Source organism: Cellulosimicrobium cellulans, assembly GCF_007679345.1.
GTDB lineage: Bacteria > Actinomycetota > Actinomycetes > Actinomycetales > Cellulomonadaceae > Cellulomonas > Cellulomonas cellulans_A.
The window spans coordinates 1-20,008 of the sequence record NZ_VEGH01000017.1; the positions used below are offsets into that span (position 1 = coordinate 1).

A 20,008-nucleotide genomic window follows, 5' to 3' on the forward strand; every position below is an offset into this window, starting at 1 on the left:
CCCGACCCCGCCGCCCCCGACCCCGACCCCGCCGCCCCCGACCCCGACCCCGGGCAGCCCCGCCCCGGCGTCCGACCGCCCGCCCGCCGCCAGGTCCCGGTACCGCGGCGGCAGCCACGACGCCGGCTCCGGCAGCACGACCGTCCCCGCCCGCCCGCGCGACGCCACCAGCCCCACGGCGGCCAGCGCCTTCCACGCCCCGCTGACGGTCGCGGGGCTGACGCCCAGGTCGGCGGCGAGCCGCCGGACGGTGGGCAGGCGGTCGCCCGGCCGCAGGTCGCCGCTGCGCACCAGGCGCGAGACGGCGGCGGCGATCCCCCGGGGACTGCGGTCCTCCACGTGCTGGGCCACGTCCATGGGCGTCATCGTGCCCCCGCGCGACCGCGTCCACGGCCCGCCCCGGACCCCGGCGCCCCAGTGTTTACAGCCCCGTCATCGACGTTCTCGGGGCCGTTACGGGCAGAAACGCCGCAGAAATGTTCAACCCCCACAGTCACATTCCCATCGGGCCCTCGCGGCCCGGTCCCAGCACCCGGCATCACCCACTGCGGAGGTCCCTCATGTCAGTCGTGCGCGTCGCCTTCACCCAGGCCACCTGGACCGGCGACAAGGAGTCGATGATCCAGCTGCACGAGGACTGGACGCGCAAGGCCGCGGCCGAGGGCGCGCAGGTCATCGGCTTCCAGGAGCTGTTCTACGGCCCGTACTTCGGCATCACGCAGGACACGAAGTACTACGAGTACGCCGAGACGGTCCCGGGCCCGACCACCGACCGGTTCAGCGCCCTGGCCAAGGAGCTGGGCATCGTGATCGTGCTGCCGATCTACGAGGAGGACCAGCCGGGGGTGCTCTACAACACCGCGGCGGTGATCGACGCGGACGGCACGCTGCTCGGCACGTACCGCAAGCACCACATCCCGCACCTGCCCAAGTTCTGGGAGAAGTTCTACTTCCGGCCCGGCAACCAGGGGTACCCGGTGTTCGAGACGGCGGTCGGCAAGATCGGCGTGAACATCTGCTACGACCGGCACTTCCCGGAGGGCTGGCGGGTGCTCGCGCTGAACGGCGCGGAGATCGTGTTCAACCCGAACGCCACCGCCCCCGGCATCTCGAACAAGCTGTGGGAGGTCGAGCAGCCGGCGGCGGCGATCGCGAACGGGTACTACGTCATCGCGAACAACCGCGTCGGGCTCGAGGACAACGAGTACGGCGACGAGGCGGTGAACTTCTACGGCTCGTCCTACGCGGTCGGCCCGGACGGCAACTACGTCGGCGAGGTCGGCTCGACGACCGAGAACCAGCTGCTGATCCGTGACCTCGACCTCGACGTCATCCGGACGACCCGCGAGCGGTGGCAGTTCTTCCGCGACCGCCGGCCGGACGCCTACGGGCCCATCGTGGCGCCGTGAGCGGGGGGATCGCGATGAAGACCCTCATCACCGGCGGGACCGTCGTCAACGCGACCGGTCGCGGCGCGGCGGACGTGCTGATCGACGGCGAGACGATCGTCGCGCTGCTGCAGCCCGGCTCGACCGCCCTCGGCGTCGACCTGCGCAGCACCGTCGACCGCGTCATCGACGCGACCGGCAAGTACGTGATCCCCGGCGGCATCGACGCGCACACCCACATGGAGATGCCGTTCGGCGGCACGTTCGCGTCCGACACGTTCGAGACCGGCACCACGGCCGCGGCCTGGGGTGGGACGACCACCATCGTCGACTTCGTGGTGCAGTACCCGCACGAGAACCCGGTCGACCAGTACGCCCTGTGGCACCAGAAGGCCGCCGGTAACTGCGCGGTCGACTACGCGTTCCACCAGATCCTGTCCGACGTGCAGGACTCGTCGCTGCACGCGATGGACGAGCTGATCGCCGAGGGCGTCACGTCCTTCAAGCTGTTCATGGCCTACAAGGGCGTCTTCCTGTCGGACGACGGGCAGATCCTGCGGGCCATGCAGAAGGCGTCCGACAACGGCGCGATGATCATGATGCACGCGGAGAACGGCTCGGTCATCGACACCCTCGTGCAGCAGCACGTCGCCCGCGGCGAGACCAGCCCGTACTACCACGGCGTCTCCCGGCCCTGGCAGGCCGAGGAGGAGGCGACGCACCGCGCGATCATGCTCGCCGACCTCACCGGGGCGCCGCTGTACATCGTGCACGTCTCGGCGAAGCAGGCGGCCGAGCAGATCGCCCAGGCCCGGGACCGCGGCCAGAACGTGTTCGGCGAGACCTGCCCGCAGTACCTGTACCTGTCGCTCGAGGACCACCTGGGCGCGAGCAGCGAGCAGTGGGGCGACTTCGAGGGCGCCAAGTACGTGTGCTCGACGCCGCTGCGCTCGAAGCACGAGGGCCACCAGCACCAGATGTGGAACAGCCTCCGGACGAACGACCTGCAGCTCGTGTCCACGGACCACTGCCCGTTCTGCATGAAGGACCAGAAGGAGATGGGGATCGGGGACTTCTCCAAGATCCCCAACGGCATCGGCTCGGTCGAGCACCGGATGGACCTGCTGTACCAGGGGGTCGTCACCGGCGAGATCAGCCTGGAGCGCTGGGTCGAGATCTGCTGCACGACCCCCGCGCGGATGTTCGGCATGTACGGGCAGAAGGGCGTCCTCGCGCCGGGCGCCGACGCGGACGTCGTGATCTACGACCCGGACGGCCACACGTCGATCGGCGTCGGGAAGTCGCACCACATGGCCATGGACTACTCGGCCTGGGAGGGCTTCGAGGTCGACGGGCACGTCGACACGGTGCTGTCCCGCGGCGAGGTCGTCGTCGACGGCGGCCTGTTCCTGGGTCGCGCCGGCCACGGGAAGTACGTCAAGCGCGGCCTGTCGCAGTACCTGATCTGACGACCCCCGACCCCCGCACAGAAGGAGGCACGCCCATGGAGTTCGGCGTCGTCCTGCAGAACGACCCGCCCGCCTCGAGGGTGGTGGACCTGGCCCGCCAGGCGGAGACCCACGGGTTCGACTACGTCTGGACCTTCGACTCGCACCTGCTCTGGCAGGAGCCGTTCGTCGTGTTCTCGCAGATCCTCGCGGCGACCCGCAAGGTGATCGTGGGCCCGATGGTCACCAACCCGGCGACCCGGGACTGGACCGTGCTGGCGTCGTCGTTCGCCACGCTCAACGAGATGTACGGCAACCGCACCGTGTGCGGCATCGGCCGCGGCGACTCCGCGGTGCGCACCCTGGCGGGCAAACCGTCCAACCTGGCGACGCTGCGCGAGTCGATCCACGTCATCCGCGAGCTCGCGAACTCCCGGCCGGTCGAGCACAACGGCCGCAAGGTCCAGTTCCCGTGGTCCCGCGGGTCGGCGCTCGAGGTGTGGGTCGCCGCCTACGGCCCGCTGGCGCTCAAGCTGACCGGCGAGGTCGGCGACGGGTTCATCCTGCAGTGCGCCGACCCCGACGTGGCGTCGTGGATGATCCGCACCGTCCGGGACGCCGCCGAGGCCGCCGGCCGCGACCCCGACGCCATCAAGTTCTGCGTCGCCGCCCCGATGTACGTCGGTGACGGCGACTCCCCGGCCGCCCGGGCGCACATGCGCGAGCAGTGCCGGTGGTTCGGCGGCATGGTCGGCAACCACGTCGCGGACATCGTCGCCAAGTACGGCCAGGGGTCGCAGGTGCCGAAGGCACTGACCGACTACATCGAGGGCCGGCAGGGCTACGACTACAACGAGCACGGCCGCGCCGGGAACTCGCACACCCAGTTCGTCCCCGACGAGATCGTCGAGCGGTTCTGCCTGCTCGGGTCCCCGCGCGAGCACGTCGAGAAGCTGCAGGCGCTGCGCGCGCTCGGGGTCACCCAGTTCGCGGGCTACCTGCAGCACGACAACAAGGACGAGACCCTCCGGATGTACGGCGAGCGGGTCATCCCGGCGATGGCCGAGCACGTCGTGGCGACGGCATGACGACGGGGGTCGCGGGCCCGGGCGTCGCGGAGGCCGGGGACGCGGCGGTCGTCGCCCCGTCGGCGGCCGCGCTCGCACCGGCCGCCCGCCGGAGCCGTGCGCTGCCCGCGCCGCTCCGGGCGCTCCGCCCCGTCGCCCTCGGCCTCGCCGCCCTGGTCCTGCTCGCCGCGCTCTGGGAGCTGGTCAAGGCGGTCGTCCCCGAGGACGGCTGGAGCGTCGGCGACCTCCGGGTGCTGCCGCGCACCACCGACCTGGCGATGCCGCACGTGACCGAGATGCTGGCCCGGCTCGGCGAGCCGCTCACGTCCCAGCCCGGCGCCGACCCGCTGTGGCTCGCGGTGCTCCGCGCCGGCGGCGCCAGCCTCCGGATCGCCGCCGTGTCCTGGGTGATCGGCGTCGTCGTCGGGTTCGCCCTCGCCCTGGTGATGACCCGGTTCCGCGTCGCGCGGTCCGCGGTGCTGCCGCTCGTCGTGCTGAGCCAGACCGTCCCGCTCATCGCGCTCGCCCCGCTGGTGAAGGGCTGGGGCTCGAAGCTCGAGCTCGGCTTCACCTGGGAGCCGTGGATGTCCGTCGCCGTGATCGCCTCGTACCTGGCGTTCTTCCCGGTCGCGGTCGGGGCCCTGCGCGGCCTCACCTCGCCCGACACCCTGCACCGCGAGCTGTTCGCCGGCTACGCCGCCTCCTGGTCCCAGGAGCTGGTCCGGCTGCGGCTGCCCGCGAGCGTGCCCCACCTGCTGCCCGCCCTCCGCCTGGCGGCCACGAGCGCCGTGCTCGGCGTCGTCGTCGCGGAGGTCTCGACCGGGATGCCCGGAGGTATCGGACGCATGATCCTCGAGTTCGCCAACTTCGCCAGCAGCGACCCCGCCAAGCCGTGGGCGCCGATCTTCGGGGCCGTGCTGCTCGGCCTGGTCGCCTCCGGGGCGGTCGCGCTGCTCGGCACCGCGCTGCGCCGGTTCCGCCGGGCGGAGGCGACGGCGTGACCGCGCCGACGTCGGCCGGGGCCGCACCCGGCGCGCCGGCGACCGGCACCGCGGCCGCCGTCCAGGTCTCCGGCGTCGGCCGGGTGTTCCCCGGCGAGGGCGGCCGGGCCGTCACCGCCCTGGAGCACGTCGACCTCACCGTGGGCGCGGGGGAGTTCGTGTCGCTCATCGGCCCCTCGGGCTGCGGCAAGTCGACGCTGCTGCGCCTGGTCGCCGACCTCGACCGGCCGACCTCCGGGTCGATCGCCGTGTTCGGCAAGCCGGCCGAGCAGGCCCGGCTGAGCCACGACTACGGCATCGCCTTCCAGCAGGCCGGGCTCCTGCCGTGGCGCACCGTCCGGGCCAACATCGAGCTGCCGCTGTCGCTGCACGGCGTCGGCCGCGCGGCCCGCCGGGAGCGCGCCGACGAGATGCTGGCGCTCGTCGGGCTCACCGACTTCGCCGACCACTTCCCGGACCAGCTGTCCGGCGGCATGCAGCAGCGCGTCGCGATCGCCCGGGCGCTGGCCGAGCGGCCCAGCCTGCTGCTGATGGACGAGCCGTTCGGTGCGCTCGACGAGATGACCCGCGAGCGGCTGCAGTCCGAGCTGGTGCGGATCTGCGCGGAGACGCAGGCGGCCGTGGTGTTCGTGACGCACTCGATCCCCGAGGCGGTGTTCCTGTCGGACCGCGTCGTGGTCATGTCGGCCCGTCCGGGGCGGATCGCGGGGATCGTCGACGTCGGGCTCGGGCGGTCGGGGTCGCGCGACGACGGGCTGCGCGAGGACGAGGCGTACTTCCAGGCGGTCACGGCGGTGCGCGAGGCGCTGCACGGCGGGTCCGAGGGCGTCCCGAGCCGCGGGGTGGAGACGCGGTGAGCGCCGCGTCCTGGGGCCACCGCGCCGCGCCCGTCCTGCTGCTCGCCGCGCTGGTCGCCGCGTGGCAGGCCGTCGTCACGCTGGGCGACGTCCCGCCGTTCCTGCTGCCGAGCCCGGCGGCCATCGCCGGCGAGTTCGCCGAGTTCCTCCCGACCATCGCCTCGGCCGCGCTGGTCACCGGCACGAACGCCCTGGTCGGCCTCGTGATCGGCGCGGTGGTGGCGATCGCGGCCGCGATCCTGGCCTCCGCCGTGCGGGCCGTCGACCTGCTGCTGGACCCGGTGGTCGCGGGGCTCGCGGTGGTGCCGGTCGTGGCGCTCGCCCCCGTGCTCTACACGATGTACGGCGCCTCGGTGGAGACCGGGCGGCAGATCGTGGTGGCCGTCGCGGTCGGGGTGCCGGTGTTCGTCAACACCCTGCGCGGGCTGCGGCAGGTCCGGCCCGTGCACCGCGACCTCATGCGGGCGTACGCGGCCACGCCGCGGCAGGCGACCCGGGCGGTGACGATCCCGACGGCGCTGCCGTTCGTGTTCACCGGCCTGCGGCTGGCGTCCTCGCTCGCGGTCATCTCGGCGATCGTCGCCGAGTACTTCGGCGGCCCGCGGTCCGGCATCGGGTCGTTCATCACCACGGCCGCGGCGGGGTCGAACTACGCCCGCGCCTGGGCGTACGTGCTCGGCGGGGTGCTCGTCGGGCTGCTGTTCTACGGGGCCACCTCCGCCGTCGAGCGGTGGGGGACCCGCGGGGTGCGCCGGGCCTGACCGCCGCGCCACCACACGTCCCGCGCCCGGGGGTCGGCGCGGGCCGGCACCACCCCGCCTGCCGACGGCGCCAGGAGGGCCCTCCCGTGATGCGACGACAAGGGGACGACATGAGGAACACCACCAGGCGGGCCCGCCTCGGGCTCGGGGCGCTCGGCGTCGTGGCGGCGCTCGCGCTGACCGCGTGCGGCGGCTCGGACGACACGGCCGGCGGCGGGTCGACGGAGTCGGGGAGCGGCGGCGACGGGGACCTGACCCCCGTCAAGCTCCAGCTCCAGTGGCTCACCCAGGCGCAGTTCTCCGGCTACTACGCCGCGCTGGACCAGGGCTACTACGAGGACGCCGGCCTCGACGTCGAGATCCTCCCGAGCGGCGGCGACATCGTGCCGCAGGACGCCCTCGCGAACGGCGAGGTCGACTACGCGATCGCGTGGGTGCCGAAGGTGCTCGGCTCGATCGAGCAGGGCGCGGACATCACCAACGTCGCGCAGATCTTCGAGCGGTCCGCCACGCTCCAGGTGTCGTTCGCGGACGCCGGGATCGACTCCGTCGCGGACCTCGAGGGCAAGACGATCGGCTCCTGGGGATACGGCAACGAGTGGGAGCTGTTCGCGGGCCTCAACAAGGCGGGCGTGACCGACTTCGAGATCGTGCAGCAGGCGTTCGACATGAACGCGTTCCTCGCGGGCGACATCGACGCGGCGCAGGCCATGACCTACAACGAGTACGCCCAGCTGCTCGAGACCGAGAACCCGGAGACCGGCGAGCTCTACCAGCCCGAGGACTTCAGCGTCATCGACTGGAACGACGAGGGCACGGCCATGCTCCAGGACGCGATCTGGGCGGACGCCGGCCGGCTGGCCGACGACGCGGAGTACGCCGAGACGACGGTCGCGTTCCTCAAGGCCTCGATCCAGGGCTGGATCTACGCGCGGGACAACCCGCAGGAGGCCGCCGACATCGTCACGGCCGCGGGCTCGACCCTCGGTACCAGCCACCAGCTCTGGATGACGAACGAGGTCAACAAGCTCATCTGGCCGTCGACCTCCGGCGCCATCGGCCTGATCGACCCGTCCGCCTGGGACGCCACCGTCGCGATGGCCAAGGAGACCTCCAACGAGACCGGCGCGACGATCATCAGCGCCGACCCGCCGGAGACCGCGTACTCCAACGAGTACGTGCAGCAGGCGCTGGACGAGCTCCAGGCCGAGGGCGTGGACGTCGAGGGCGCGGACTTCGAGCCCCTGACCGTCGAGCTCCAGCCCGGCGGCAACTGACCGGGCCGGGGCGGCGGCGACCGACGCGCCGCCGCCGCCTCACCCCGCCCGCACCTCCCCACGGAAGGCCCGCACCCATGACCGCACTCGACGCCGACGGCGCGCTCGCCCTCGAGCTCGACCGCGCGCACGTGTTCCACTCCTGGTCCGCCCAGGGCGCGCTCGCCCCGCTCGTCGTCGCCGGGGCCTCCGGCTGCGAGGTCACGCTCGCCGACGGCCGCACCCTGCTCGACTTCAGCAGCCAGCTCGTCAACACGAACATCGGCCACCAGCACCCGCGGGTCACGGCGGCCATCGCCGAGCAGGCCGGGCGGCTCGCCACGATCGCCCCGTCGCACGCGGTCCTGCCGCGGGGCCGGGCCGCCGAGGCGATCCTCGGGCACGCGCCGGAGGGCTTCTCGAAGGTGTTCTTCACGAACGCCGGGGCGGACGCCAACGAGAACGCGATCCGGATGGCGCGCCTCGTCACCGGCCGGGACAAGGTGCTGTCGGCCTACCGGTCGTACCACGGCAACACCGGCGCGGCCGTGGTCGCGACCGGCGACTGGCGGCGCGTGCCCAACGAGTACGCCCGCGGGCACGTGCACCACTTCGGGCCCTACCTGTACCGCTCGGAGTTCTGGGCCACGACGCCCGAGGAGGAGTGCGAGCGGGCGCTGCGGCACCTGGCGCGGGTCGTGGAGTCGGAGGGGCCGGCGTCGATCGCGGCGATCCTGCTGGAGTCGGTCCCGGGGACGGCGGGCGTGCTGGTGCCGCCGCCGGGCTACCTCGCCGGCGTCCGGGAGATCGCGGACCGGCACGGCATCCTGCTGATCCTGGACGAGGTGATGGCCGGGTTCGGCCGCACCGGGTCGTGGTTCGCGTTCGACCAGCACGACGTCGTCCCCGACCTGGTGACGTTCGCCAAGGGGGTCAACTCCGGCTACGTCCCCGCGGGCGGTGTGCTCCTGTCCGACCCGGTCGCGCACGCGTTCGACGACCGGGTGTTCCCCGGCGGGCTCACCTACTCGGGCCACCCGCTCGCGATGGCGGCGATCGTCGCGACCATCGAGGCGATGGAGGACGAGAAGGTCGTCGAGAACGCCGCCCGGATCGGCACCGACGTGCTGGCGCCGGGGCTCGCCGCGCTCGCGGACGCGCACCCGTCGGTCGGCGAGGTCCGGGGGACCGGGGTGTTCTGGGCGCTGGAGCTGGTCACGTCGCGGTCGACGCGCGACCCGGTCGCGCCGGCGGCGATGGGCGCGGTGAAGGCCGGCCTGCTCGACCGGGGTCTGCTGCCGTTCGTGCAGGACAACCGCATCCACGTCGTCCCGCCCTGCGTGGTGACCGACGCCCAGGTCGCGACGGCCCTGGCGGCCTACGGCGAGGTCCTCACCGAGCTCGACGCCACCCTCTGACCCGCGCGCCCACCCGTGCCGCGCGTCGCCCCTGGTCCCCACCTGATCGTCACCACGCACCCCGATCGATCGGGTGGCGACGCGACGATCGGGTGGGGAACCGGTCGTAGGGTCGATCCGGCACCCCGCGCGCCCCACCTGCTCCGCCCGCCCCACCGCTCCGCCCGAGAGGACCACCCCGCATGTCCGAGACCGCCACGCCCGCCCTCCGCGCCGTCGTCACCGGCGCCTCCAGCGGGATCGGCGCCGCGACCGTCCGCCGGCTGCGCGCCGAGGGCTGGGACGTCGTCGCCGTCGCCCGCCGCGCCGACCGGCTCGAGGCGCTGGCCGCCGAGACCGGCGCCGAGCCGTTCGTCGCCGACCTCACCAGCGACGACGACGTGGCCCGCCTGGCCGCGCACGTCGCGGAGACCGGCGGCCTGACGTCGCTGGTCAACAACGCGGGCGGCGCGCTGGGGCTCGACCCGGTCGCCGAGGCGGACGTCGAGGGCTGGCGCCGGATGTACGACATCAACGTGCTCGGCACCCTGCGCGTCACCAAGGCGCTGCTCCCGCTGCTGAAGGCCAGCGGCCGGGGCGACGTCCTGGTCGTCACGTCGACCGCGGCGATCGGCCCCTACGAGGGCGGCGCGGGCTACACCGGTGCCAAGCACGCCGAGCGGATGCTCACCACGACGCTGCGCCTGGAGCTGATCGGCGAGCCGGTCCGGGTCATCGACATCGCGCCCGGCGCGGTCGCGACCGAGGAGTTCTCGCTGGTCCGGTTCGGCGGCGACGCCGAGCGCGCGGCGAAGGTCTACGAGGGCTACCAGCCGCTGCTCGCCGAGGACATCGCGGACGTCATCGCGTTCGCGCTGACCCGGCCGCACCACGTGAACATCGACACGCTGGTCGTCCGGCCGCGGGCGCAGGTGTCGAACACCCAGACCGCGCGGTCCTGACGACCCGCGGCCGCGGTGCCGGGGACCGGACGGGCCCCGGCACCGCGGCCGGCGCGCGGGTCACGCCCCGGCGCTGACCGTGCCCTCCATCTCGTCCGCCCGGCGGATGTGCCGCGTGACCCACGGCGACAGCGCCAGCAGGATCACCGCGAACACCAGCGCCACGGCGCCGATGCCGCCGAAGTAGGCGGTGTCGGAGGCGCCCTCGGTCGCCTTGATCAGCTGCGCGGTGATCGCCTGGCCGGCGGCCGGGGCCAGGAACCACACCGCCATCGCCTGGTTCCGGAAGGCACGGGGCGCCAGCAGCGTCGTCGCGGCCAGGCCCACCGGCGAGAGGCAGAGCTCGCCGAGCGTCTGGATCACGTAGACCACCACGAGCACCCAGGCCGGGGCGAGGCGGTCGACGAACACGGCCGACGCCAGCGACATCACCAGGAACGACACGGCCGCGAGCGCCAGGCCGATCGCGAACTTGGTCGCGGTCGGCGGGCGGTCGTGCGTCTTCGCCCAGATCCAGGCGAACACCGGAGCCAGGATGATGATCGACAGCGGGTTCACCGACTGGAAGAACTCCGGGCTGATCGTGACGCCGAAGAAGCTGAGCTCCGTGCGGTTCGCCGCGAACGCCGCCAGCGTGGTCGCGGCCTGCTCGAAGATCATCCAGAACAGCATCGCGGCGACGAACAGCGGGATGTACGCGAGCACGCGCGGGCGCTCGGCGGCGGTGACCTTGGGGGAGCGGTACATCACCACGAAGTACGCCACCGGGGCGATGAACGCCAGGTACGACATGGTGTCGATGAACGTGTCCAGGTTGAACCCGCCCGAGACGACCGCCGCGATCAGGCCGACGACGACGATCCCGGCGAGCAGGACGAGGAAGCCGCGGACCAGCTTCACGCGCTCCTCGGGGCGCACCGGGTTCGGTGCCACGCCACCGGCCTTGCCGAGGTACTTGCCGCCCGCCACGAAGAACACCAGGGCGATCGCCATGCCGACGGCCGCGACCAGGAAGCCCGCGTGGTACCCGCCCCAGGCGCGCGCCGCGCCGACCAGGAACGGCGCGGTGAACGAGCCGATGTTGATGCCCATGTAGAAGATCGAGAACGCGGAGTCGCGGCGCTCGTCGTCGCGGGCGTACAGCTCGCCGACCATGCTCGACACGTTCGGCTTCAGCAGGCCGGTGCCGAGGGCGACCAGCGCGATGCCGAGGTACGAGGACCCGGCCGACGGGATCGCCAGGGCGACGTGCCCGGCGGCGATGATGATGCCGCCGATCAGCACGGACCGGCGGGCGCCGATCACGCGGTCCGCGAGCCAGCCGCCGACCACCGACAGCAGGTACACGCTGGTGCCGTAGATCGACACGAGCGCCAGGCCCGTCGTCTCGGCGATGTCGAGCCCGCCGTTGCGGACCGAGTCGGTCAGGTAGTACAGCAGGATGGCGCGCATCCCGTAGTAGCTGAACCGCTCCCACAGCTCCGTGGTGAACAGCGTCATCAGGCCACGCGGGTGGCCGAAGAACGCGCGGTCGCCGGCCAGCTGCCCGGCCGGGGCTTCGCCGTGGGCGGCGGTGGTCATGAGGTGGCTCCTGACGGTCGTCGTGGCGCGCCCGGACGACGACACCGAAATCCAGAATGTGGCCCCCCGTCGCAGCACGGCAACAGGACCATGGGCCCGTGAGGTGGTGAGCGGTCGCCGCTAGGGGTGCTCCCGGGTCGTGCGACCCCCGCTGCTACGGTCGCCTCGTCCGGACGGGCCCCCGCCGTCGCACCGCGTCACCGACGACCGCGAAGGGCCTGCCCATGACCAGCGACGGCCGAGCCGCGCTGCCGATCCACGGCCGCGCCAGCTTCCGCACTGCGATCGACCGCACCGAGTTCCCGCCGCACGGCCTCGACCCGGACGAGGTCTACGAGCTGCTGCACACCGGGCTGATGCTCGACGGGCGGGAGACGCTGAACCTCGCCTCGTTCGTGACCACGTGGATGGAGCCGCAGGCCGAGGCGCTGATCCACGACACGCTGCGCAAGAACCACATCGACCACGAGGAGTACCCGGTCGCCTCGCTCGTCGAGGAGGCCTGCGTGCACATGCTCGGCGACCTGTTCCACGCGCCCGACCCGGCGACCGTCGTCGGCGTCGCGACCATCGGGTCGTCCGAGGCGATCATGCTCGGCCTGCTGGCGCACAAGCGGGCGTGGCGGCACCGGCGGGAGGCCGCCGGACTGCCCGCCGACCGGCCGAACGTCGTGTTCGGCGCCGAGACGCACGTCGTGTGGGACAAGTTCGCCAACTACTTCGACGTCGAGATGCGCAAGATCCCGATGCGCCCGGACCGGTACACGATCACCGCCGAGGACGTGGCGTCGCGGGTCGACGAGCGCACGATCGCGGTGGGCGCCGTGCTCGGCACCACGCACATCGGCGAGGCGGACCCGATCGCCGACATCGACGCCGCGCTGGTGCGGATCAAGGCCGACCGCGGCTGGGACGTCCCGCTGCACGTCGACGGCGCGAGCGGGGCGTTCGTCGCGCCGTTCGCCGAGCCGGACCTCGCGTGGGACTTCCGGCTGGAGCAGGTCGCGTCGATCAACGCCTCCGGGCACAAGTACGGCCTCGTCTACCCGGGCGTCGGCTGGCTCGTGTTCCGCGACGCGTCCCGGCTGCCCGAGGACCTGGTGTTCAGCGTGAACTACCTCGGCGGCGCGCAGCCGACCTACACGTTCAACTTCTCCCGCGGCTCCGCGATGATCCAGGCGCAGATGTACAACTTCCTGCGCCTCGGGCGGGACGGGTACACCGCGATCGTCGAGACCATGCTGGCGAACGCGCGGTACCTGAACGAGGCGCTGAAGGCCACGGGCCGGTTCGAGATCCTCAACCCGGGGCTGGCCGAGCCGGTCGTGACGTTCCGGCTGGCGGGGGACCCGGGGTACGACGTCTACCACCTGTCCGCGCGGCTCCGGGAGAACGGCTGGATCGTCCCCGCGTACAGCCTGCCGCCCGACGCCGAGGACGTGCACCTCATGCGCGTCGTGGTCCGGCTGGACCTCAGCCGGCTGATGATCGACCAGCTGCTGCGCGACCTCGACCTCGCGTGCACCGCGCTCGAGGCGGAGTCGCCGGTGCCGCGGGCGCACCACGCCCCGGACCTGTGGACCGCGCCGGCGCACGCCGCGGCGCGGAGCAAGGCGCGGACCGGCCTGCGGCGGTGACCGGCGCGGGGCCGCCCGGGGACGCGGCGCGGGCGGTGCGCGCCGGGCGGCCGGTGCGCGCCCGGCGGGCGGCGGGATCGCCGCGGCCCAGCGCCGCGAGCGTCCGGCTCGGGCTGCTGTTCGGCCTCGGGTCCGTGTGCTTCGCCGTCGGGTCGCTGCCGCTGTACGCGGCGCGGGTCGCGCCCGAGGTGGCGGCGTGGACGTTCGTGGTCGGGTCGGTGCTGTTCACCTCGGCGGCGGCGTTCCAGGTCGCGGGGACGCCGCGGGACGACCGCCTCGACCGCGCGGCGGCGCTGGTGCAGCTGGTCGGCACGGTGTGCTTCAACGTCAGCACGTACGCGGCGACGCGGGACCTCGCGGCGCCGTCGGCCCGGCGCCTGGTGTGGGCGCCGGACGTGTACGGGTCGGTGTGCTTCCTCGTGGCGAGCGTCCTCGCGTGCGTGGCCGTGCGGCGCGCGGTGCGGCCGCGGGCGGTGCACGGCGTGCCGGGCACCGCGGCGAGCGAGCGGAGCGCGCCGGGCGCGCCGGGCGCGCGGGTCGCGTGGCGGCGCGGGTCCGTCGACTGGTGGGTGGCGGCGCTGAACCTCGCCGGTTCGGTGGCGTTCGGCGCGGCGGCGGTCGCGGCGCGGTACGTCGCGGGCACCACCGAGGAGACGAACGTGGCGCTGGTGAACGCCGGGACGTGCGCGGGGGCGGTGTGCTTCCTCGTCGGCGCGGCGCTGCTGCCGGTGGGGTCGGTGCGCGAGCGGTCGCGCGCCCGCGGCGCGGCTGCGTAGGCCAGGTGGGGCTTGAACCCACGACCGACGGATTATGAGTCCGCTGCTCTGACCGGCTGAGCTACTGGCCCTCGTCGACCCCCGAGGCTACCAGCGGGCCCCGGAGCGCCCTGACCTGCGGGTCCCCGGCGCGCGTTGACACCTCCGCGCACCCCGCACTAGCGTCTGCGGAAACCGGTTGCGAAACACCGACCTAGCAAGGGAGCTAGCCATGTTCAGCACACCTCGGTGGTCCCGGGGGCTCACGGCGGCCGCGGCCCTCGGCGCCGCGGGCCTGGCCCTGACCGCCTGCGCGCCGTCGGCGCCCGCCCCGTCGGGCGCGGGCTCCGGCGCGTCCGGCGACGCCACCAGCATCACCGTCGGCATGGAGGCCGGCTCCCCGCACGAGGCCTTCTACCGCGAGCTGGCGGCGGAGTTCACGGAGGAGACCGGCATCGACGTCGAGATCCTCGGCGTCCCGCACGACACCATGCACCAGCAGTTCCTCTCGGACGCGATCGCCGGCGGCGGCGCCTACGACGTCCTGACCGTCGACCAGCCGTGGATCGCCGAGTTCGCCCAGAACGGCTACCTGTCCCCGCTGGGCGACCGGCTCGAGGACGCGGACCGTGCGGACTTCGTCGAGCACACGCTGGACACGGTGAGCTACGACGGCGAGCTCTACGGTCTGCCGTTCCTCGTGCACAACCTGGTCACGTACTACCGCCCGAGCCTGCTCGAGGCCGCCGGGATCGACGGCCCGCCGACGACGTGGGAGGCGTACCGGGCGGCCGCGGCCGCGACGACCGACCCCGCCGCGGGCGTCTACGGGACGATGGTGCCCGGCAACCGGGACGGCGAGGTCGCGACCCGGTTCGAGAGCTACGTCCAGCAGGCCGGCGGCGACATCGTGGACGACGACGGCGCCCCGACGATCGACACCCCGGAGGCGCGCGATGCCTTCGACCTCATGACGGGGATCCAGTTCGAGGACCAGTCGAGCCCGCAGGGGCTGCACGACCTGTCCGCGATGCAGGGCCAGTTCCTCGAGGGCAAGGTCGCGATGATCTCCATCTGGCCGTATCTCTGGGCGCAGGCCTCCGACCCGGCGCAGTCGAAGATCGCCGACGACGTCGCGGTGGCCCTCAACCCGGGCGACCCGGACCAGGTCAGCACGACGTTCTCCTGGGGCTTCGGCGTCTCGGCGTCCTCGGACGCGCAGGACGCCGCGTGGCGGTGGGTGAGCTGGGCGACCAGCAGCGACGTCCTGGCGCGCAAGGCGATCGAGCAGCTGTCCCCGGCGCCCCGCACGTCGTCGATGGAGACGCTCGCCGCGTCCGACGAGCTCTCGCAGGCCGACCGCGACGCGCTGGCGGTGTTCTCCGAGTCCGTCGAGGCGAGCACCACGATGCCGATGACCCCGGCGTACGCGCAGTACCAGACGGCGATCGCGGAGGCCGTGTCCGCCGTCATGTCGCAGCAGCAGACGCCCGACGAGGCCCTCGCCGCGGCGCAGTCCGAGATGGAGCGGGCAGCTGGCCGCTGACCTGCGTGGTGGCGGGCGACCGGGGACGCCCGCCCGCCACCACGCACCGGCCGGCCCCGTGGTCGCCGACCGCGGGACGCCCGGACGCCGCGCCACGGTCCGCAGGGGCGGCCTGCTCGCCGGGCGCCGGCGCGCCGGCGTGCTGCTGACCCTCCCCGCCCTGCTCGCGCTCGCCGCGACCGCGCTGTACCCGCTGCTGTGGACCGTGTCCCTCAGCCTGCAGGAGTTCAGCGTGGCGGTCGGCGGGCCCGCGCCCTCGTTCGCCGGGCTCGACAACTACGCCCGGGTGCTCGGCTCGCCGGCCTTCTGGACGGCGCTCACGCAGACGCTGGGCTACGTCGTCACCACGCTCGTCGTCGAGCTGGCGATCGGCATCCCGATCGCCCTGCTCCTGCAGCGCGAGACGCGCGGCCGCAAGGTGCTGCGCCTCGTGCTGGCCCTGCCGCTGATGATCGCGCCCGTCGTGGCGTCGATGGCGTGGAAGTTCCTGTTCTCGCCGGGCTACGGCCTGGTCAACGAGGGGCTCGCGCTCGTCGGGATCACCGGGCCCGCCTGGTTCGCCGACCCGTGGTTCGCGCGGACGACGATCCTCGTCACCAACGCCTGGCTCGCGGTGCCGTTCGTCGTGCTGGTGCTCCTCGCGGGCCTGGCCAACATCCCGGGAGAGCTGAAGGAGGCCGCCCGCACGGACGGCGCCTCGCCGTGGCAGACCTTCTGGCGGATCACGCTGCCGCTGCTGCGGCCCTCGATCCTCATCATCCTCGTGATCCGGCTCGCCGACGCCTTCCGGGTGTTCGACGCGGTCTACGTGATGACGGGCGGCGGTCCGGGCTCGTCGACGGAGGTGCTGAGCACCTTCCTGTACCGGCAGATGTTCACCGCCACCGACTTCGGCGGCGGGGCGGCCACGTCGGTGCTGTTCGTGATCGTCATCGGCGTCACCGCCGGTGCGGTCTTCCTCTGGCTGCGCCCGCGAGGTGAGCGATGACCACCCTGACCCTGCCCGCCCGCGGGCCGCGGACCACCCGGCGGGTCGCCCGCGGCACCGCCACCGCGCTCGTCGCCGCGGCCGCGTCGTTCCTGTTCCTGCTGCCCGTCGTCTGGGTGGTCGCGACGTCGCTGAAGCCGGACGTCGAGATCTTCGCGATCCCGCCCACCGTGCTGCCGGAGTCCCCGACCACGACGCACTTCGCGTCGGTCCTCGGGAACGAGACCGTCCTGCAGTTCTTCCGGAACAGCCTGCTCGCGGCGGGCGGGGCGACGGCCGTCGGGCTGCTGCTCGGGGTGCCCGCCGCCTTCGGCTTCGCGAAGTTCCGCTACCGGTTCTCCGGCGTCCTGCTGGGGTCGGTGCTGGTCACCCGGATGTTCCCGCCGGTGGCGCTCGCGCTGCCGTTCTTCCTGCAGTTCCGCCAGCTCGGGCTGATCGACAGCCCGCTCGGCCTGGCGATCGCGTACCTGCCGATCGTGCTGCCGCTGATCATCTGGATGCTCGAGGGCTTCTTCCGCGAGCTCCCCGAGGAGCTGCTGGAGGCGGCGCGGCTGGACGGCGCCGGCACCCTCGGCACCATCGGGCGGATCGTGCTGCCGATCTCGACCCCCGCGGTCGCGGTCGCGGCCCTGTTCGGGTTCCTCGCGGCGTGGAACGAGCTCGTCATCGCCCTGTCGCTCACCCGGACCCCGGCCGCGCAGACGATGCCGGTCGGCATCTCCGGGTACATCACCCAGTTCCAGACGCTGTGGGGCGACATGACCGCGGCCGCGGTCGTCTACCTGCTGCCCGTCCTCGTCCTGACGCTGCTGTGCCAGCGGGGCATCATCTCCGGCCTCACCGCGGGCGCCACCAAGGGCTGAGCCGCCCGCCCGCCGCACGCACCCTCCCGCACCGCCCCCCGACGGCGCGCCCCCGAGCGCGCCCCGAGCACCACCAGGAGCACCCCGTGATCGAGATCCGCACCTCCGGCCCCGACGGCGCCCACGGCGTCGAGCTCTGGTCCGCCCCGGACGCCGGCGCCGAGCGCCTGCTCGCGAGCCCCGCGCCCGTCGTCGTCGAGGTCCACACCGGTGACCCGGCCGACTGGCGCGGGGAGCGCGTGCCCGCGCCCTACGGCGAGGTCCTCCGCGACGGGGCCGCCCTGCTCGCCACCGCCCGGGCCCGGACCGCCGCCGGCGAGGTCGTGGTCGTGGACCGCTGGGCGCCCGAGGGCGACGGCGTCCGCGTCGACCGCCGGGTGCGGGTGCACGCCCCGGCGCCCGGGACCGCGGTGCGCGCCGTCCTCGACCTCGACGTGGTCGGCGCCGGGTTCGACGAGCGGGCCCAGGTGTTTGCGCCGCCCGCCCTCTACGACCTGAACGACGTGGACGGCGACGGCGTCGAGGACTACCTCGACACCCGCGAGCTCGTGTTCCGGGACGACCGGCTCACCGGCCTCGCCGTCCTCGCGTACGCCCGGGGCCGGGGGCTCGGGGTGTGGCTGTCCCGCCAGGACGTCCCCGCGCACGACGACGCCCCGGACCGCGCCCGCGGTCAGCAGGCCTTCGCGCAGCGCACGGACATCGGCTCGCTCGGCCTGCTGGACCGGCCCGGCGGCTGGTCGCTGTCGGCCGCGTACCCCTTCGTGGAGCGTGCGCGCTCGCACGCGCTGACGGCCCGGGACCGGGAGCCGTGGGGCGCGTTCTGGCCCGTCGACGACGAGACCGACCTCACCGTGTCCTACGGCGTCGGCGTGGTGCGCGGGGCGACGGCGACCGACGCGCTGTGGCAGCTCTGGGGTGCCCGCGTGGCGCACCTGCAGCCGCGGCGCGTCGAGCTGCCGGTGCCCCTCGAGGACCTCACCGCCCTGCGCCTCGACGCGCTGCTGCCGTACTACCGGGAGAACGCCACGACGGCGGGCTTCGTGACGAACTGCCACCCGCAGGACGGGCGCCAGCTCGGCGACGTGCTGCAGTACGGCTTCACCGGGCAGACCGTGCTCAACGCCCTGCACGTGCTGAACCACGCCCCCGAGATCGCGGACCCCGCGGCGCGCGACAAGGCGCTGCGGGCGGTCGAGAGCTTCGTCCGGAGGGCCGGCGGCTCGCCGCTGGGCCTGGTGCACACGCTCTACGACTTCGACTCCGAGCGGGACGCGAGCTGGTGGAGCGGGCTGCTGCTGCCGCTGGCGTACGCGGAGGAGGGTGCCGACCTGCGGGACCTGATGGGCCCGGTGCTCGAGCACATGGCCTACGCGGTGGACGCGCTGTCGGGCGCGCCCGACGGCACGTACCTGCGGTGCGTCGCCGAGGAGCACCACGCCCTGCTCCGCGCCTACGCCGCAGAGCGCGAGCGCGGCACGGTGCACGAGGAGTGGCTCGCGGTCGCGCGGTCCTTCGGGGAGTTCCTGCTCGGGGCGCAGGAGGAGGACGGGTCCTGGCGCCGTGCTTACGCCTTCGACGGGTCGGCGCTCGTCGAGCCCCGCGCGTGGTTCGGCCGGGCGGAGCTCAACCAGAAGTCGTCGACCGCGACCGCGGTGCCGTTCCTGCACGAGCTGTTCCTGGCCACCGGCGACCCGCGCTGGCGGGACGCCGCGGTGCGCGCGGCCGGGTTCGTCGCCGAGCACTTCGTCCGGGGGCTCAAGTTCAACGGCGGCATCCACGACTCGATCTACGCCCGGGCCCAGCTGGTCGACTCCGAGAGCATCCTGTTCTCGCTGCGGGCCTGCCTCGCCGCCGCCGAGCTCACCGGCGACGACGATCTGCGCGCGGCCGCGGTGGACGCGGCGCGCGTGCTGGCCACCTGGGTCTACCTCTGGGACGTGCCGCTGCCGCCCGGGAGCACGATGGCCGGGTACGGGTTCCGCAGCACCGGCTGGAGCGCCTGCGACACCGCGGGCGCCGGCTACATCCACCCCTACGAGCTGCACGCCGTGCCCGACCTGTTCGAGGCCGCCCTGATCGGCGAGGACGACGTGCTCGCCGAGGTCGCGGACCTCGTGCTGCACGGCTCGAACGAGACCGTCGCGACCCCCGGGCGCGACTGGGGGTACGCCCGGCCGGGGTTGCAGGAGGAGGGGCTGCTGGTCAGCTGGTGGCTGATCGACGACCCGATGTTCGTGGACACCGGCTTCGGCGGCCGCGGCAAGGGCGAGGGCAACAAGACCTGCCTGCCGTGGATCTCGGCCGTCGGCATCGACGCCACCGACGAGGTCCTGCGCCGCTTCGGCACCACCGACCTGCGGACGTGCTGGCAGGACCGCCGCCGCGCCGCCGTCGCGTCCCGCTAGGGTCGGCGGACACAGGTGGTGGACGTCACGAGCGCCCCGCCCGGGTCGACCGGGCGGGGCGGTGACGCCGGGGACGACGGGAGCGCACGGGCG

Annotated in this window: 17 protein-coding genes and 1 tRNA gene; 15 read left to right on the forward strand and 3 right to left on the reverse strand. The window is 73.6% G+C overall.

What is annotated here, in order from left to right:
• Nucleotides 1–357: GntR family transcriptional regulator (locus tag FS882_RS18245; RefSeq protein ID WP_158375254.1), on the reverse strand; the 357-nt coding region annotated here is incomplete at its 3' end.
• A 203-nt stretch (nucleotides 358–560) separates the two neighbouring features.
• Here FS882_RS18245 and FS882_RS18250 point away from each other — a divergent pair.
• The 9 genes from FS882_RS18250 (at nucleotide 561) to FS882_RS18290 (ending at nucleotide 10,137) form a co-directional block, all read left to right on the forward strand.
• Complete coding sequence (locus FS882_RS18250; RefSeq protein WP_154730895.1) at nucleotides 561–1,409, forward strand: nitrilase-related carbon-nitrogen hydrolase; 849 nt, start codon at nucleotides 561–563, stop codon at nucleotides 1,407–1,409.
• A gap of 14 nt (nucleotides 1,410–1,423) precedes the next feature.
• Nucleotides 1,424–2,857 carry a dihydropyrimidinase gene (gene hydA, locus FS882_RS18255; RefSeq protein WP_158375410.1) on the forward strand — a complete coding sequence of 478 codons (1,434 nt, stop codon included), beginning with the start codon at nucleotides 1,424–1,426 and terminating at the stop codon, nucleotides 2,855–2,857.
• A gap of 35 nt (nucleotides 2,858–2,892) precedes the next feature.
• The gene (locus FS882_RS18260) at nucleotides 2,893–3,924 is read left to right on the forward strand and encodes a TIGR03842 family LLM class F420-dependent oxidoreductase (RefSeq protein WP_158375256.1); all 1,032 of its coding nucleotides are present in this window, start codon (nucleotides 2,893–2,895) and stop codon (nucleotides 3,922–3,924) included.
• A complete protein-coding gene (locus FS882_RS18265) occupies nucleotides 3,921–4,904 on the forward strand; it encodes an ABC transporter permease (RefSeq protein ID WP_158375258.1) in 984 nt (327 codons plus the stop codon). Before FS882_RS18260 ends, FS882_RS18265 begins: the two co-directional genes overlap by 4 nt.
• Nucleotides 4,901–5,761: an ABC transporter ATP-binding protein gene (locus FS882_RS18270; RefSeq protein WP_158375260.1), complete on the forward strand. Its 861-nt coding sequence runs from the start codon at nucleotides 4,901–4,903 to the stop codon at nucleotides 5,759–5,761. The genes FS882_RS18265 and FS882_RS18270 overlap by 4 nt, the downstream gene beginning before the upstream one ends.
• Complete coding sequence (locus FS882_RS18275; RefSeq protein WP_158375262.1) at nucleotides 5,758–6,522, forward strand: ABC transporter permease; 765 nt, start codon at nucleotides 5,758–5,760, stop codon at nucleotides 6,520–6,522. Before FS882_RS18270 ends, FS882_RS18275 begins: the two co-directional genes overlap by 4 nt.
• Nucleotides 6,523–6,632: 110 nt before the next feature.
• Complete coding sequence (locus FS882_RS18280; protein WP_158375264.1) at nucleotides 6,633–7,799, forward strand: ABC transporter substrate-binding protein; 1,167 nt, start codon at nucleotides 6,633–6,635, stop codon at nucleotides 7,797–7,799.
• A 77-nt stretch (nucleotides 7,800–7,876) separates the two neighbouring features.
• Nucleotides 7,877–9,196: an aspartate aminotransferase family protein gene (locus FS882_RS18285; protein WP_158375266.1), complete on the forward strand. Its 1,320-nt coding sequence runs from the start codon at nucleotides 7,877–7,879 to the stop codon at nucleotides 9,194–9,196.
• A gap of 182 nt (nucleotides 9,197–9,378) precedes the next feature.
• The gene (locus FS882_RS18290) at nucleotides 9,379–10,137 is read left to right on the forward strand and encodes an SDR family oxidoreductase (RefSeq protein ID WP_158375268.1); all 759 of its coding nucleotides are present in this window, start codon (nucleotides 9,379–9,381) and stop codon (nucleotides 10,135–10,137) included.
• 60 nt (nucleotides 10,138–10,197) lie between these two features.
• Here FS882_RS18290 and FS882_RS18295 read toward each other — a convergent pair whose 3' ends face one another.
• Nucleotides 10,198–11,718, reverse strand: a complete 1,521-nt coding sequence (locus FS882_RS18295) for a peptide MFS transporter (protein WP_158375270.1) — start codon at nucleotides 11,716–11,718, stop codon at nucleotides 10,198–10,200.
• 224 nt (nucleotides 11,719–11,942) lie between these two features.
• Between FS882_RS18295 and FS882_RS18300 the strand changes: the two genes are divergently transcribed.
• Both FS882_RS18300 and FS882_RS18305 read left to right on the forward strand, forming a co-directional pair.
• The gene (locus FS882_RS18300) at nucleotides 11,943–13,355 is read left to right on the forward strand and encodes a glutamate decarboxylase (protein ID WP_158375272.1); all 1,413 of its coding nucleotides are present in this window, start codon (nucleotides 11,943–11,945) and stop codon (nucleotides 13,353–13,355) included.
• On the forward strand, nucleotides 13,352–14,131 hold the full coding sequence (locus tag FS882_RS18305; RefSeq protein ID WP_158375274.1) for a YrhK family protein: 780 nt from the start codon (nucleotides 13,352–13,354) through the stop codon (nucleotides 14,129–14,131). Before FS882_RS18300 ends, FS882_RS18305 begins: the two co-directional genes overlap by 4 nt.
• Here FS882_RS18305 and FS882_RS18310 read toward each other — a convergent pair.
• Nucleotides 14,129–14,202 (reverse strand) — tRNA-Ile (locus FS882_RS18310). The genes FS882_RS18305 and FS882_RS18310 overlap by 3 nt on opposite strands.
• Before the next feature lie 140 nt (nucleotides 14,203–14,342).
• Here FS882_RS18310 and FS882_RS18315 point away from each other — a divergent pair.
• The 4 genes from FS882_RS18315 to FS882_RS18330 all read left to right on the forward strand — a co-directional run bounded on the left by FS882_RS18315 (nucleotide 14,343) and on the right by FS882_RS18330 (nucleotide 19,915).
• Nucleotides 14,343–15,656: an ABC transporter substrate-binding protein gene (locus FS882_RS18315; RefSeq protein ID WP_158375276.1), complete on the forward strand. Its 1,314-nt coding sequence runs from the start codon at nucleotides 14,343–14,345 to the stop codon at nucleotides 15,654–15,656.
• 58 nt (nucleotides 15,657–15,714) lie between these two features.
• Nucleotides 15,715–16,644: a carbohydrate ABC transporter permease gene (locus FS882_RS18320; RefSeq protein ID WP_187365364.1), complete on the forward strand. Its 930-nt coding sequence runs from the start codon at nucleotides 15,715–15,717 to the stop codon at nucleotides 16,642–16,644.
• Nucleotides 16,641–17,507, forward strand: coding sequence for a carbohydrate ABC transporter permease (locus FS882_RS18325; protein ID WP_158375280.1), 867 nt, complete (start codon nucleotides 16,641–16,643; stop codon nucleotides 17,505–17,507). Before FS882_RS18320 ends, FS882_RS18325 begins: the two co-directional genes overlap by 4 nt.
• Before the next feature lie 86 nt (nucleotides 17,508–17,593).
• A complete protein-coding gene (locus tag FS882_RS18330) occupies nucleotides 17,594–19,915 on the forward strand; it encodes a hypothetical protein (protein WP_158375282.1) in 2,322 nt (773 codons plus the stop codon).
• The last annotated feature ends 93 nt before the right edge of the window (nucleotides 19,916–20,008 follow it).